The following is a 13,883-nucleotide window of genomic DNA, read 5'->3' as shown; positions in this document are numbered from 1 at the left end:
CGGCTTTGCTGGTGATGACATTCGTTGCCTATCGCTTCGTGCTGTTCCTGGCGATCGGTATCGTGCCGGTCGTGTCGCGCCTGCCTATCGGCGGTGAGACGCAGGCACGGCGCGCGCCATCCTGGCTGGCACCGGGCGCGCTAGGCCTTGTCGTGATCGCTACTCTGGCATTCCAGCCGACGCGATTTGCGCCAGAACTGCCGCTTGCGGCGGCCCATCGCCTGAAGGACGCGCATGTTCGCGGGACGGTCTACGCGGACTTTCCCTATGGCGGCATCCTGATCGATACCGGCTGGCCGGACTGGCGGGTCGCCTACGACGGCCGCTATTATCGCTATAGTTCGGACGAGTGGCAGCTCAATGGCGGCGTGGAGGCGGGCTATGTTCCGCTGGTGGATGTGACGCGCCACTGGCGCCCTGCAGCGTTCCTGCTGAACGACGAACATAATCGTTCGCTTGCAGGCGAACTCGCGCATTCGCGCCGCTGGTGCCGGATTTTCGAACAGAGCCACATCGTCGTTTATGTGCCTGCGTGGAATACGCTGTGCGCACCAAAAAGGCCGCGCCGGTAAACGACGCGGCCTTTTTGCAATCAGCCCGAAAGGATCAGAGCTGGCCGAGCATGTATTCGGCCGAGCTGACCTCGAACGTGCCGGGCTGTTCGACGTTGATCTGCTCGACCACGCCATCGTTCACGACCATCGAGTAACGCTGACCGCGCAGGCCCATGCCGAAGCCGGTACCGTCCATCACCAGGTCAACCGCCTTGGCGAAATCGCCGTTGCCGTCAGCCAGCATGGTCACGTCCGCCGAGCCGTCGGCACGGTTCCAGGCGCCCATCACGAAAGCGTCGTTGACCGAGGTGCAGGCGATCTCGTCGATGCCCTTGGCCTTGAGGTCGGCCGCCTTGTCAACGAAGCCCGGAAGGTGCTTGGCCGAGCAGGTCGGGGTGAAGGCGCCCGGAACCGAGAACAGCGCGACCTTGCGACCGGCGAAGAAGTCTACGCTCTGCACCGGCTCGGGGCCGCTTTCCCCGGCCTTTACCAGCTTCACGTCGGGCAGCTTGTCGCCAACGGCAATCGTCATGTGCAAATCCTTTCGATGTCGGGCGAATCCCGCTCAGCGCAGCTTAGCTAGGGTGCATGACAAATGCTCGCAACGGGCTTCCCACAGAAGATACCGCCGTTGGACGTTCGTGAGGCTCCGTTCAGGCATATAAAGATGTCTTTATATTTGCCATGAGGGGGGCGAGCGGCTAGGGAACGCGGCATTGTCGAACGGGTCCGAACACGCGGGCCTGTCCAGTTCCAGGAGTTTCGTGTCCCATGGCCACTGCCGCCAACACCGCGCCCGATTACGCCATCGCCGACATCTCGCTGGCCGATTACGGCCGCGCCGAGATCGCCATCGCTGAAACCGAGATGCCGGGCCTGATGGCCCTGCGCGCCGAATTCGGCGACGCACAGCCGCTCAAGGGCGCGCGCATCACGGGCTCGCTGCACATGACCATCCAGACCGCCGTGCTGATCGAGACGCTGGTCGCGCTCGGTGCCGACGTGCGCTGGGCCACCTGCAACATCTTCTCGACGCAGGACCACGCTGCCGCCGCGATCGCTGCACGCGGCATCCCCGTCTACGCCATCAAGGGCGAGAGCCTGGCCGACTACTGGGATTACGTGGGCAAGATCTTCGACTGGTCGACCGAAGAGAACCCCGATCTCACCGCTAACATCATCCTCGACGATGGCGGCGATGCCACCATGTTCGCCCTGTGGGGTGCCCGCGTCGAAGCCGGTGAAACGCTGTTCGAGCCCTCGAACGCTGAGGAAATCGAGTTCGTTCGCGCGCTCAATGCCTTCCTCAAGGCCAAGCCGGGCTACCTGACCGCCGCCGTCAAGGCGATCAAGGGCGTTTCGGAAGAGACCACCACGGGCGTTCACCGCCTCTATCACCTCGCCAAGGAGGGCAAGCTGCCGTTCCCGGCGATCAACGTCAACGACTCGGTCACCAAGTCGAAGTTCGACAACCTCTACGGTTGCCGTGAATCGCTGGTCGACGCGATCCGTCGCGCCACCGACGTCATGCTTGCCGGCAAGGTCGCCTGCGTTGCCGGCTTCGGCGATGTCGGCAAGGGCTCGGCGGCTTCGCTGCGCAACGGCGGCGCCCGCGTGATGGTCACCGAGATCGACCCGATCTGCGCGCTTCAGGCTGCCATGGAAGGCTATGAAGTCGTCACCATGGAAGAAGCCGTCGAGCGTTGCGACATCTTCGTGACCGCCACCGGTAACGAAGGCGTCATCACCGGTGCGCACATGGAAGCGATGAAGGACAAGGCGATTGTCTGCAACATCGGCCACTTCGACAGCGAGATCCAGATCTCGGCGCTCGACAACTACGACTGGTACGAAGTGAAGCCGGGCACCGACCTGGTGACCTTCCCCGACGGCAAGCAGGTGATCATCCTCGCCAAGGGCCGTCTGGTGAACCTGGGCTGCGCCACCGGCCACCCCAGCTTCGTGATGTCGGCCAGCTTCACCAACCAGACGCTGGCGCAGATCGAGCTGTTCACCAAGCCGGAAGCTTATGGCAACGACGTCTACGTCCTGCCCAAGCACCTCGATGAGAAGGTCGCCGCGCTCCACCTCGAAAAGCTGGGCGTGAAGCTGACCGTGCTGTCGCAGAAGCAGGCCGACTACATCGGCGTGCCCGCGAACGGCCCGTTCAAGCCGGACCACTACCGCTACTAAGTGCGGGTTTCGGTGCAGCGCACCGGATCGACACTATAAAATACCGCGATGGGGCGGGTGCCATGTGCACCTGCCCCATTGTCTTGTCCGCGCGGTCCATCCATAGCCTGAAACACCTATGGTTTCCTCTCCCTACCTCCCGCTGGCGATCGGACTGCTGCTGGCCGCGTGGACGATCGCGGCTGCGTGGGCTGTGATCGCGGCGCGGCTGCGCATGGCGCGTGCGGATGCGGCTCTGCGCTCGGCCCGGCGCATGGCGCGCATGGTGGAGGATTCGCCTGCCATTCCGCTACTGGTCCGCACCGATGGCCGGATCGAGGCCAGCCCGCGCCTTGCGCAGTGGCTGGGGCTCGATGCCGTGCCGCAATACCTCACCGAGCTTGACGGCGGCGATTGCGGGCTGCCGACACAGACGCTCGGCGCCTTGGCTGAAGCGGTGCGGCGGACCCAGAAGACTGCCGCCCCGTTCCGCATGACCGCGCGTCCGCGCGGCTCGAAGCGCAGCCTTGCCCTGCGCGGGCATCTGGCTGACCCGCAAGTCTCGCCCGGCGGCGCGGCGCTGGTCTGGCTTTTCGACTTTTCCGACAGCGAGAGCGAGTTGGTGCGCCTGCGCGAGGAGGCGACGCGGGCGCGCGGCGATTTTCATGCGCTGGTCTCGTTGATCGAGGCCGCGCCCATGCCGATGTGGTTCCGCCGCCCGGATGGCGCGCTGCAACTCGTGAACTCGGCCTATGTCGCGGCGGTGGGCGGTTCCGATGCGCAGGGCGTGGTCGCCGCCGGGACCGAACTGATCGAGGCGGTGGATGGCGTCACCCCTGCGCAGGTCGCTGCCCATGCGCGCGACAAGCATCGCCCGATCGAGCGCGTCGTCTCCACCACCATCAGCGGCCAGCGCCGCACGATGCGCGTCAGCGACCTGCCGCTGGGTGACGATGGCGTGGCGGGCTATGCCATAGACATTGAGGATCTGGAGGAAATGGCGCGCTCGTTCCGCGCTTTCCGCGAGGCGCAGCGCGCACTGCTCGACCAGCTTTCTGCAGGAGTTGCGCAGTTCGACGGTCGCCGCCGCCTGACCTTTGCCAACCAGCCGTTCCAGCGTCTGCTCTCGCTGACAGCCCGCGATCTCACCGACCCGCCGCTGTTCGAGCGTCTGCTCGACAATGCCCGCGATGTCGGACGCGTACCAGAGGCGCGCGATTTTCCCGCATGGCGGCGCGAGCGTACCGGGTGGTTCGCCAGAAGTGCGGCCAGCGAGGAGGCCTGGACGCTTTCGGACGGCACGCACCTTCGCGTCGTGGCCCAGCCGGTGCCCGATGGAGGGCTACTGCTGATTGTCGAAGACCGCACCGAACAGCTGCGCCTCTCGGCCATGCGCGACACGCTGCTGCGCACCCGCACCGCGATGTTCGACAGCCTGTTTGAGGCCGTGGCGGTGTTCGCCCCCGATGGCCGCATGCAGTTGTGGAACCGTCGCTTCGCCTCGGCGTGGGATTTGGAGAGCGAGTTCCTTGATCAGCATCCGCATATCGAGGATCTGCTGCGCAAGATCGCGCCGGGGCTGATGCAGCCGCTCGACGCGCAAGGGGTGGGCGATGTGGTCCGCGGCTCCACGCTGGATCGCGCCCACCGCGATGGCCGCGTGACGATGGCGGACGGGCGCGTGCTGAGCTTCGCAGGCGTGCCCTTGCCGGACGGCAACGGGCTGCTGGCAGTGCTCGACATCACTGACAGCCAGAAGGTGGAAACGGCGCTGCGTGAAAGCAATTCGGCGCTGCTGGAGGCCGATGCGATCAAGACGCGCTTCTTGGCCAATACCAGCTACAAGCTGCGCACGCCGCTGACCTCGATCGGCGGGTTCGCCGAACTGCTCGAAACCGGGATCGGCGGTGAGCTGACAGAATCGGGCCGAGAATATGTCGGCGCGATCCTGACCTCGGTCGAGCAACTGGGCGAGGAGATCGACAGCCTGCTCGACCTGTCGCAGGGCGAGGCGGGGCTGCTGCCGCTGCGCAAGGAAGAGATCGATCCGGCGCTGTTTCTGCGTCAGGTGGTGCAGGAGCGGGCGGACCGGCTCGACAAGGCGGGCCTGTCGCTCGATCTCCAGACGCTCGGCCTGCCGCGCCCGATCCTGGCCGATCGCAAGCGTCTGGCGCGTGCAGTCGGTCATCTGGTGGACAATGCCATCGCCGCCAGCCCGCGCGGTGGACGTATCCTTGTGCAGCTGTCGCGCCGCAAGGCCGAAGGGCGCGGCGATCTGGTGCAGATGTCGGTTCAGGATCGCGGCGCAGGGATGGATGGCCGCATGCTCGCCCGCGCGCTCGACGGCATTCGTCTTGGCAGCGACGGCGAGAGTGTGGAGCGACGGCAGGGGCTTGGCCTGCCGCTCGCGCGCCAGCTGGTCGAAGCGCATGGCGGTACGCTCACGCTTCAATCGGAGCCGGGGGCGGGGACGCTGGCATTGGTGGAGCTACCGTGATCGTACTCGAACTTCCCGATCTTGCCGCGATGGAGCGGTTCGGCCAGCGCATTGCCGAGGTCCTGCGCCCCGGCGATGTCGTCGCGCTGACCGGTGGCCTTGGCGCGGGCAAGACCACGCTCGCCCGAGCGATCATCGCGGCGCTGGGGCACGAGGGCGAGGTGCCGTCGCCTAGTTTCTCGATCGTCGAGCCCTACGATCCCCCGGCGGTGCGACTGCCGCTGGTCCATGCCGACTTCTACCGGCTGAACGATCCATCCGAGGCCGAGGAGATCGGTCTCGACGATTATCGCCACGGCGCGGCGCTGATCGCCGAGTGGCCCGATCATGCCGGCGGCTTCGCGCATGAGGCAGGTTGCCTCTCGATCACGCTGGAAACTGCGGATGAAGGGCGCAGGGCCATTGTCGAGCCGGGGGCGGATTGGCTAGGGCGAATGCCTCAGGATTGACAGGACCGATGACCCAGACCCGCGCACCACTGCCCCAGGGGCTCGACGAATTCCTTGCCGCCGCCGGTTGGTCCGGCGCGACGATCGAGCCGCTGCTCGGCGATGCCTCGTTCCGCCGCTATTTCCGCCTCCACAAGGAGGGGCGCAGCGCGATGCTGATGGATGCGCCGCCGCCCAACGAGGACCCGACGCCGTTCCTGCGCGCGGCCAGCTGGCTCGATGCCAATGCCATGCGCGCACCGCGAATCATGGCGCAGGATGCGCCGCGCGGCCTCGTGCTGCTGGAAGACTTCGGCCACCAGCGCATGCGCGATCATCTGGATGAGCACCCGGCAGACGAGATGACGGTCTATCGGGGTGCCATCGATGCGCTGGTCCGTTTGCACGATCTGCCGCCGGGGCCGTTCCTCAACTATTCGCTCGCCGAATACCTGCGCGAAGTGCGCCTGTTTCTCGAATGGTACTGTACCGCGCGCGGCATCTACGTCGATGCGCCGGCTTTCGTCGCGGCGTGGGAAGAGGCGCTGGCGCCGCTGCTCGGTCGCCAGCGTCCGGGTGTGACGGTCCTGCGCGACTATCACGCCGAGAACATCATGCTGCTCGGCAGTCTTGAGGATCAGGGGCTGCTGGACTTTCAGGACGCGCTCGTCGGCCATCGCGCCTACGATCTCGTCTCGCTGCTGCAGGATGCGCGCCGCGATGTTCCCCACGCGGTCGAGGCGGCGATGCTGGCGCATTACCTGCGCGAGACCGGTGCCGATCCCGAGCTTTTCCTGGCCGACTATGCCCGCCTCGGCGCGCAGCGCAACGTCAAGATCGTCGGCATTTTCGTGCGGCTGTGGCGGCGCGACGGCAAGGCGCGATACCTCGATCTGATCCCCCGCGTATGGGCGCAGATGGAGCGTGACTTGCGCCACCCTGCGCTGGCACCGGTCGCCGCTTGGTTCGATGCGAACATCCCGGCGGACTTGCGCTCTGCGATGGGCGGGAGCTTCGAGGCATGAGCGCGAACGGAGCCGCAAAGCCGCTGGCCAGCGACACCGCGATGGTGATGGCGGCCGGGATCGGCAAGCGAATGCGTCCACTTACCGCGACCCAGCCCAAGCCGCTGGTACGCGTCGCGGGCAAGCCGCTGATCGATTATTCGCTCGACAGGCTGGAAGCGGCAGGCGTCGCGAAGGTCGTGGTCAACGTCCATTATCTGGCCGATCAGCTTGAGGCCCATTGCAAGGGGCGCCGCCGTGCGCCTTCGATCACCCTGTCGGATGAGCGCGAGATGCTGCTCGAAACCGGCGGCGGTATGGTCAAGGCGGCGGACCTGCTGCCCGATCCGTTCTTCTGCCTCAACAGCGACAATATCTGGCTGGATGGTCCGCGCGACGTGTTCCACGAACTCTCGCAGGCGTGGAACCCGGACATCATGGACGCGCTGCTGCTGGTGGTGCCGCACACTCGCGCGCTAAATTATCGCGGCGAGGGCGATTTCCACCTCGATCCGCTGGGCAAGGTTTCGCGTCGCCAGCCGCGCAAGGTGGCGCCGTTCATCTATACCGGTATCCAGCTGGTCTCGAAGCGGCTGCTGCGCGATGCCCCCGAAGGTGCCTTCTCTACCAACCTGCTGTGGAGCCGCGCCATCGAAGAGGGGCGGCTCTACGGCATCTCGCATACCGGACTGTGGTTCGAGGTCGGCGAGCCGGGCGCCATTGCGCCGACTGAAGCCTGGCTGACCCGTGCCTGAGGGCCGCATGGCCCCGCGTATCTATTCCATAGCAGCGCATCGCGGATTTGCCGATGCGCTCGTTGCCGGGCTGATCCCGCGCTATGCCGAGGACGAACTTGGCCTTGCGCGGCTGACGCTGCTGCTGCCGAGCCGCCGCGCGATCCGCACTGTGACCGAGGCCTTCGTGCGCGTCGCTGGCGGCGGCATGTTGCTGCCGCGCATGGCAGTGGTGGGCGATCTCGATCTCGATGAGACGCTGGGGCCGCTGCTCGATCCGCTGGGCGCGGCGGACATTCCCCCCGCCGCCGATCCGACGCGCCGCTGGCTGCGTCTGGCACACTACTTGCGCGAAGTGGAGGGCGATGAGGCCTGGACTGGCCCCGCTTTGCTGCGCCGCGCCTTCGAGATCGGTCGCACGATGGACCGGCTGCTGGTCGAGGATATCGCGCCGATCGATCTGCTGTCCGAGCGGGTGATCGGCATCGTCGGCGAGATGGCCTCGCACTGGACGCGCAACACCGCGACGTTCCTCAAGGTCCAGCAATACTGGATCGCCGAAATGGCCGAGCGGGGTGAGATCGATGCGCCGGAGCGCCGCAATCGCCTGTTTCGTCACGCCGCCGAGCATTGGTGGAACGCACCGCCGCCGCATGGCGTGGTCGCTGCCGGTGTCACCAGCGCCTCGCCCGCGCTGGCGCGCCTGCTGCGCGTCGTCTCGGAACTGCCGCAGGGTGCGGTGGTGCTGCCGGACTTCGACCTGTCGCTCGATGCCGAAGTCTGGGATGAACTGGGCGCCGCAGGAAACACGCAAGGACCGGACGATCCGCCGTTCGGTCGCGACGATGCGGTGACGCATCCGCAATATCACCTCAAGCTGCTGCTCTCGCGCATGGGGCTGGCGCGCGAGGAAGTGCGGGCCTGGCATCGCTCCGGCCTTGGCGCGACGCCACCTGCGCGCAGCAAGGCGATTTCGAGCCTGTTCCTGCCGCCCAGAGCCTCGGCACAATGGGTTTCGCTGCCTGCAGAACGCCGCCGTCTGTCGGGCGTGCGCCTGATGGAGACGGCGCATCCCGGCGAGGAAGCGCAGGCCATCGCCGTCCTGATTCGCGAGGCGCTGGAAACGCCCGAACGCCGCGTGGCGCTGATCACCCCGACCGGGGCCTTGCCGGCCGCGTCGTCGCACAACTGCGCCGCTGGGATATCGAGGCGGACGATACCGCAGGTCGTGCGCTGCCGATGACGGCGGCGGGCCGGGCGTTCCTGCTCCTCGCCGAAGTTCTGGCCGAACAGGCCGCGCCGGTTCCGCTGATCGCACTGCTGACCCATCCACTGGCGGGATCGGGTGAGGGGCGCGCGGCGTGGCTGGAGAGCGCGCGCAAGCTCGATCTTGCGCTGCGCGGGCCTCGACCGGCCGCAGGGCTCACCACCTTGCGCGAGATTGCCGAAGCCCGCCGCCTTGGCGATTGGTGGACTTCGGTAGAGGCGGTGCTGGCGCCGCTGTTCGCGCTGGAAGGTGCGCAGCCGCTCGACGATATGCTCGGGGCGCTGGCACAGGGTATCGAAGGCCTGTGCGGCGAGATGGTCTGGGGCAACGCCGATGGCCGCGCGCTCAGCCAGTTCGTCGAGGACTTGCGGATGGCTGCGTCCTCGGCAGGAACGATGGTCGAGCCGCGCGACCTCCATGCGGTGCTGCGTGATGCGATGGATCGCGTGGCCGTGCGCCCGCCGTGGGGCGGTCATCCGCGCGTGGCCGTCTATGGCCTGCTCGAAGCCCGGATGAGCCGCGCCGATCTGGTGATCTGTGCCGGGCTGACCGAGGGCATGTGGCCTGCCAGCCCATCGCAGGATTCGCTGCTGCCGCCTGCCGTGCTGCGCGCGCTGGGCGTGCCGGGCGCGGACTTTCGCATTGGTCTTGCCGCGCACGACCTTGCAGGCGCGCTGGGCGCGCCCGAGGTGGTGCTCAGTTGGGCGCGCCGCGACGAGGGCGGCCCGGTGATCGCCTCGCGTTTCGTGCTGCGCGTGCTCGCCATGGCGGGCGGCGAGGTGATGCGCGAGACACGGGCGGTGGAACTGGCGCAAAAGATCGACCGCGCTACCGCCGTGCCGTCGCATCCGCGCCCACAGCCGATGCCCGATGCCGAGCAGCGCCGGGTCGACATTTCCGTGACCGGCCTCGATCGCCTGCGCGGCGATCCCTACCAGTTCTACGCCAGCGCGGTGATGAACCTGCGCCGTCTCGATGCCATCGATGCCGAGCCGAGTGCGGCGTGGAAGGGCGAAGTCGCGCACAAGATTCTGGAGGAATGGCACGCCGCAGGAGAGCCACCGCTGGGCCTGCCCAAGATTGCGCAGGACGTTCTGCTGCGCAGCAATACGCATCCGCTGATGCGCGCGCTGTGGTGGCCGCGTCTGGCCGCCGCGCTCGATACGTTCGCGCAGCGCGTGCTGACGGAGAAGACCGAAGGTCGCCGCGTCATGTGCTTCGAAGCCAAGGGCGAAATGCGCCGCAAGGATATCCGCATCCATGGCCGCGCTGACCGGATCGACCGGCTCGGCGATGGCACGCTGGCGGTGGTCGACTACAAGACCGGGCAGCCGCCTTCGAAGCAGATGGTGCTCGACGGATTCGCGCTGCAGCTGGGTCTCGTCGCGCTGATCGCCGAGGCGGGCGGTTTCGCGGATGTGTCCGGCGAGGCCTCGGCTTTCGAATACTGGTCTTTCGGCAAGGTAAGAGACCAGTTCGGCTATGTCGTCGAGCCGGTGACGGACGATGAAAAGAAGCGCGGCAAGGTGATGATGCGCGACGAGTTTCTGGGCGAAACGGCGCACTATCTGGATGAAGCGCTCGACCGCTGGATTCTCGGCACCGAGCCCTTCACTGCGCGGCTCAACCCGGAACTGGGCTCTTATGCGGACTACGATCAGTTGATGCGTCTGGACGAATGGATCACCTCGCTCGGCGGTCCGGCGAACAGGGAGGCCGAGGCATGAGCGGCCCGGCAAAGGTCTGGCCGCTGCACGGGAACCAGATGCGCGCGGTCGATCCGCTGGAAACGGTGTGGCTCTCCGCCTCGGCAGGCACGGGCAAGACGCAGGTGCTGTCCTCGCGCGTGCTGCGGCTTTTGCTGCAACCGGACGTCACGCCTTCGCAGATTCTATGCCTGACCTTCACCAAGGCCGGTGCGACCGAAATGGCCGCGCGCGTCAACGGCACGCTCGCCGAATGGGTGCGGCTGGAAGATACGCACCTTGCCGCAAGGCTGGAGGCTATCGGTGCCTCGGGCGATCCGGGCACGCGCGCCCGCGCCCGCACGCTGTTCGCCGCCGTCCTCGATTCGCCCGGCGGCGGTCTGCGCATCGACACTATCCACGCCTTCTCGCAGTGGTTGCTGGCGACCTTCCCGCAGGAAGCGGACCTGATCCCCGGCACCCGCCCGATGGAAGATCGCGAGCGCGTGCTGCTGGCACGGCAGGTGCTGGCCGATCTGCTGGTGTCCGCCGAAAGCGATCCGTTGGGCGATCCGTCGCTGCTGCGCGCGGTCGAGGCGCTGTCGATGCGGCACGGGCCGGAGGCGGTCGAAGCGTTCCTGCTGCGCTGCGCACAGGCGCGCGAGGCGTGGTTCGGTCCGGTGCCTGGCAGGCGGGTGATATGCGCGCGCATGTGCTGCGCCTGCTCGACCTGCCGAGCGATGCCGATGGCGAGATGGTCGAGGCGCTGTGCGCCGATCAGGCGTTCGACGTGGCGTCGCTGCGCCGCTGCCGTCTGGTCAATGCCGAATGGGCGACCAAGACCGGCGAGGCGGCCGCCTATGCGATCACCGCGTGGCTGGACAAGTCGCCTGCCGAACGCCTCGCCGGGTTCGACGATCTGCGCAAGGTGTTCCTGACCGCCAAGGACGAGCCCAAGTCCACCACCAATCAGGACAAGCGCGATCCCGAATACGGCGCCTATGCCGCGCGCGTGTGCGAGGCGATCTTCCGTGTGCTCGACCTCAAGGCGCGGTTGGCTCTGGTCGAGCGACTGGTGCCTGCACTGCGGCTGGGGCGCGCCTTTGCGTTGGCGTGGGACGCGGCCAAGCAGCGTGAAGGGCTGATCGATTTCGACGACCAGATCCGCCGTGCCGCGCAGCTTCTGGCGCAGCAGGAGCAGGCCGACTGGATTCGCTACAAGCTGGATCGTCGCTTCGACCATATCCTTGTCGATGAGGCGCAGGACACCAACGCGGCGCAGTGGGACATCGTCATGGCCATCGCCGGGGAGTTCTGGGCGGGCGAGGGGCAGCATGGTAACCTCATGCGCACGCTCTTCGTCGTGGGCGATTACAAGCAGGCGATCTTCCGCTTTCAGGGCACCAGCCCGGAAAACTTCCGTCGTGCTGCCGATCGCGTTCGCAAGACGATGGCCGATGCCGCGGATAATGCGGCGATGCTGCGCGGAGGTGGTCCTCTGCGTGAGCTTCGCGAATATGGCCTCGACCGGAGTTTCCGCACAGCACAGCCAGTGCTCGATTTCGTCGATGCCGCGATTGCCGGGATCGGTCACGCGCAGTTCGGCCTTTCCACGCCGTCCGAACCGCATGTCGGCGAGCAGCGCCCCGGCTATGTCGCGCTGTGGCAGCCGGTCGGCGGCGCGGGTGAGGTGGAGGCCGAGCCCGAGGATGAGGTGGATGAGGGGCAGGAGAACTGGCTCTCCAAGCCCGACCGACAGATGGCCGACCAGATCGCCGCGCAAGTGCGCGAATGGCTCGATCCGCATGGCCCCGGCTTTGCGCTGCACAAAGGTACACCCGTCGCGCGACGGCAGGCGATATCATGGTGCTGGTGCGCCAACGCAAGGAACTGGCGGCGCTGATCGTCGCGCGGCTCCATGCTGCGGGCGTAGCGGTGGCGGGTGTCGACCGCCTGCGGCTGGGCGCCCCGCTGGCGGTCAAGGATCTGGTCGCGGCGCTGCGGTTCGCGGTGCAGCCGCTGGATGACCTGAACCTCGCCTCGCTGCTGGTCTCGCCGCTGGTGGGCTGGTCGCAGGAGCAGTTGCTGCGGTTCGGCTATCGCGAGCGGAACGTCGCGTTGTGGAACCATCTGCGCGCCTCGCGCGAGCCTGAGGTTGCTGTGTTGCTCGGGCAGCTGGGCGAGCTTCTGGCGAAGGCCGACTTCGGCACGCCGCAGGATCTGTTGCACTGGCTGCTGGTCGGACCGTGGCAGGGGCGCCGTCGCCTGACCGCGCGGCTCGGCAGCGAAGCCAACGATCCCATCGACGAGCTGCTCAATGCGGCCAGCGCCTATGTCGCGACCGATACGCCGAGCCTTGCCGGGTTCCTCGCGTGGTTCGATGCAGGCGACGGTGAGCTGAAGCGCGAGGCTGATGGCGCTTCGGGTCTCGTGCGGGTGATGACGGTTCATGGCTCGAAGGGCTTGCAGGCGCCTATCGTCATTCTGGCCGACGCTACCGGCAATCCCGAGACGGCGCGCGATCGCGGCATAGACTTGCCCGACCCGGCGAACGAGCGCCGTCGAATCCCGCTGCCGCCGCTGTCGAAGGACGAGAAACGCGGTCCCATCGAGAGCGAGATCGCGCACAACAAGACCGGCGACGAGCAGGAGCACTGGCGGCTGCTTTACGTCGCCATGACCCGTGCGGAGGAAGCGCTGTTCGTGGGCGGTGCGCTGGGTTCAAGGGACAAGGGAGTGCCTGCGCCCAAAAGCTGGTACGCGAAACTTCGCGAGATTTTCCCGGCAGAGGCCCCCATTGCCGATCCGATCTGGGGCAGCCGTTGCGAGTGGGGAGAACTGTCACCGTCTACGCCCGCAGCCGAGATCCAGGCCAAGGCGCCCGAATTGGCGCTGGAGGAACCGCTTCCGCGCTGGCTCGATCGCCTGCCGCCCGCCGAACCGCGCCCGCCGCGCCCGCTGGCGCCGTCCGCGCTGGGTGAGGACGAGGCGCCCGATCCGCCGTGGCCGCCCGCCGCCGGGCGCGATGCCGCCCGCCGGGGTACGCTGGTCCACCGTCTTCTCGAACGCCTGCCCGATGTGCCGTCCGATCTGCGTAAGGATGCCGCGCCGCACTGGCTGGCGCGCCACGCCGCCGATCTCGATGAGGCGGTGCGCGGAGAACTGGCGAGCAGCGCCATCGCGGTGCTGGAAGAGCCTGCGTGGGCCGATCTGTTCGCGCCCGGCTCGCTGGCCGAAGTGCCGATTGCAGCGGTGGTCGGCGGGCAGGTCGTCGCGGGCACCATCGACCGGCTGGTGGTGACGCCCACGCATGTGCGGCTGGTCGATTTCAAGACTTCGCGCCGCCCGCCTGCGGACATCACGGCGGTGCCGCGCGCGATCCTGCGGCAGATGGCCGCCTATGTCGCCGCGCTGGAAGTGACCTTTCCGGGGCGCACGGTGGAGGCCGCGCTGCTCTACACCGCCGCACCGCGCCTGATCGCGGTTCCCGCAGACCTTATCACCGCGAACAAGCCGGACTTGGCCGCGACGCAGTAAAGCTT

Annotated in this window: 9 protein-coding genes and 1 pseudogene; 9 read left to right on the top strand and 1 reads right to left on the bottom strand. The window is 67.2% G+C overall.

The window, feature by feature from the left end; all coding sequences use genetic code 11:
* Window positions 1-11 precede the first annotated feature (11 nt).
* Entirely contained in the window at window positions 12-572 is a 561-nt protein-coding gene (locus CI805_RS10205) for a hypothetical protein (RefSeq protein WP_260922972.1), read from the top strand.
* A 34-nt stretch (window positions 573-606) separates the two neighbouring features.
* Here the strand turns inward: CI805_RS10205 and CI805_RS10200 are convergent, their stop codons facing one another.
* Complete coding sequence (locus CI805_RS10200; protein ID WP_260922971.1) at window positions 607-1,086, bottom strand: peroxiredoxin; 480 nt, start codon at window positions 1,084-1,086, stop codon at window positions 607-609.
* Window positions 1,087-1,325: 239 nt separating this feature from the next.
* Here CI805_RS10200 and ahcY point away from each other — a divergent pair, with 239 nt between their 5' ends.
* From ahcY to addA, 8 genes and pseudogenes are all read left to right on the top strand, one after another.
* Window positions 1,326-2,747, top strand: coding sequence for an adenosylhomocysteinase (ahcY, locus tag CI805_RS10195; protein WP_260922969.1), 1,422 nt, complete (start codon window positions 1,326-1,328; stop codon window positions 2,745-2,747).
* Between the two features lie 118 nt (window positions 2,748-2,865).
* Window positions 2,866-5,223, top strand: a complete 2,358-nt coding sequence (locus CI805_RS10190) for a PAS domain-containing sensor histidine kinase (RefSeq protein WP_260922967.1) — start codon at window positions 2,866-2,868, stop codon at window positions 5,221-5,223.
* Complete coding sequence (gene tsaE, locus CI805_RS10185; RefSeq protein WP_260927939.1) at window positions 5,223-5,672, top strand: tRNA (adenosine(37)-N6)-threonylcarbamoyltransferase complex ATPase subunit type 1 TsaE; 450 nt, start codon at window positions 5,223-5,225, stop codon at window positions 5,670-5,672. The genes CI805_RS10190 and tsaE overlap by 1 nt, the downstream gene beginning before the upstream one ends.
* Window positions 5,673-5,680: 8 nt before the next feature.
* A complete protein-coding gene (locus tag CI805_RS10180; RefSeq protein ID WP_260922965.1) occupies window positions 5,681-6,676 on the top strand; it encodes an aminoglycoside phosphotransferase family protein in 996 nt (331 codons plus the stop codon).
* A complete protein-coding gene (locus tag CI805_RS10175; protein WP_260922963.1) occupies window positions 6,673-7,410 on the top strand; it encodes a nucleotidyltransferase family protein in 738 nt (245 codons plus the stop codon). The genes CI805_RS10180 and CI805_RS10175 overlap by 4 nt, the downstream gene beginning before the upstream one ends.
* A gap of 7 nt (window positions 7,411-7,417) precedes the next feature.
* Complete coding sequence (locus CI805_RS20900) at window positions 7,418-8,632, top strand: hypothetical protein (RefSeq protein ID WP_313958493.1); 1,215 nt, start codon at window positions 7,418-7,420, stop codon at window positions 8,630-8,632.
* A complete protein-coding gene (locus tag CI805_RS20895) occupies window positions 8,629-10,383 on the top strand; it encodes a PD-(D/E)XK nuclease family protein (protein WP_313958492.1) in 1,755 nt (584 codons plus the stop codon). The genes CI805_RS20900 and CI805_RS20895 overlap by 4 nt, the downstream gene beginning before the upstream one ends.
* Window positions 10,380-13,878: pseudogene (gene addA, locus CI805_RS10165) on the top strand (double-strand break repair helicase AddA). The gene CI805_RS20895 and the pseudogene addA overlap by 4 nt, the downstream one beginning before the upstream one ends.
* Window positions 13,879-13,883 lie beyond the last annotated feature (5 nt).

Origin of the sequence: Novosphingobium sp. 9 (assembly GCF_025340265.1) — a bacterium.
GTDB lineage: Bacteria > Pseudomonadota > Alphaproteobacteria > Sphingomonadales > Sphingomonadaceae > Novosphingobium.
The sequence above is the reverse complement of the archived record's forward strand: the minus strand, read 5'-3'. Positions and strand labels throughout refer to the sequence as shown.

Bases quoted from the DNA above. Each gene is read 5' to 3' on its own strand.
- CI805_RS10200 (WP_260922971.1), bottom strand. From the start codon at position 1,086: ATGACGATTGCCGTTGGCGACAAGCTGCCCGACGTGAAGCTGGTAAAG.
- ahcY (WP_260922969.1), top strand. From the start codon at position 1,326: ATGGCCACTGCCGCCAACACCGCGCCCGATTACGCCATCGCCGACATC.
- CI805_RS10190 (WP_260922967.1), top strand. From the start codon at position 2,866: ATGGTTTCCTCTCCCTACCTCCCGCTGGCGATCGGACTGCTGCTGGCC.
- CI805_RS10180 (WP_260922965.1), top strand. From the start codon at position 5,681: ATGACCCAGACCCGCGCACCACTGCCCCAGGGGCTCGACGAATTCCTT.
- CI805_RS10175 (WP_260922963.1), top strand. From the start codon at position 6,673: ATGAGCGCGAACGGAGCCGCAAAGCCGCTGGCCAGCGACACCGCGATG.
- CI805_RS20900 (WP_313958493.1), top strand. From the start codon at position 7,418: ATGGCCCCGCGTATCTATTCCATAGCAGCGCATCGCGGATTTGCCGAT.
- CI805_RS20895 (WP_313958492.1), top strand. From the start codon at position 8,629: ATGACGGCGGCGGGCCGGGCGTTCCTGCTCCTCGCCGAAGTTCTGGCC.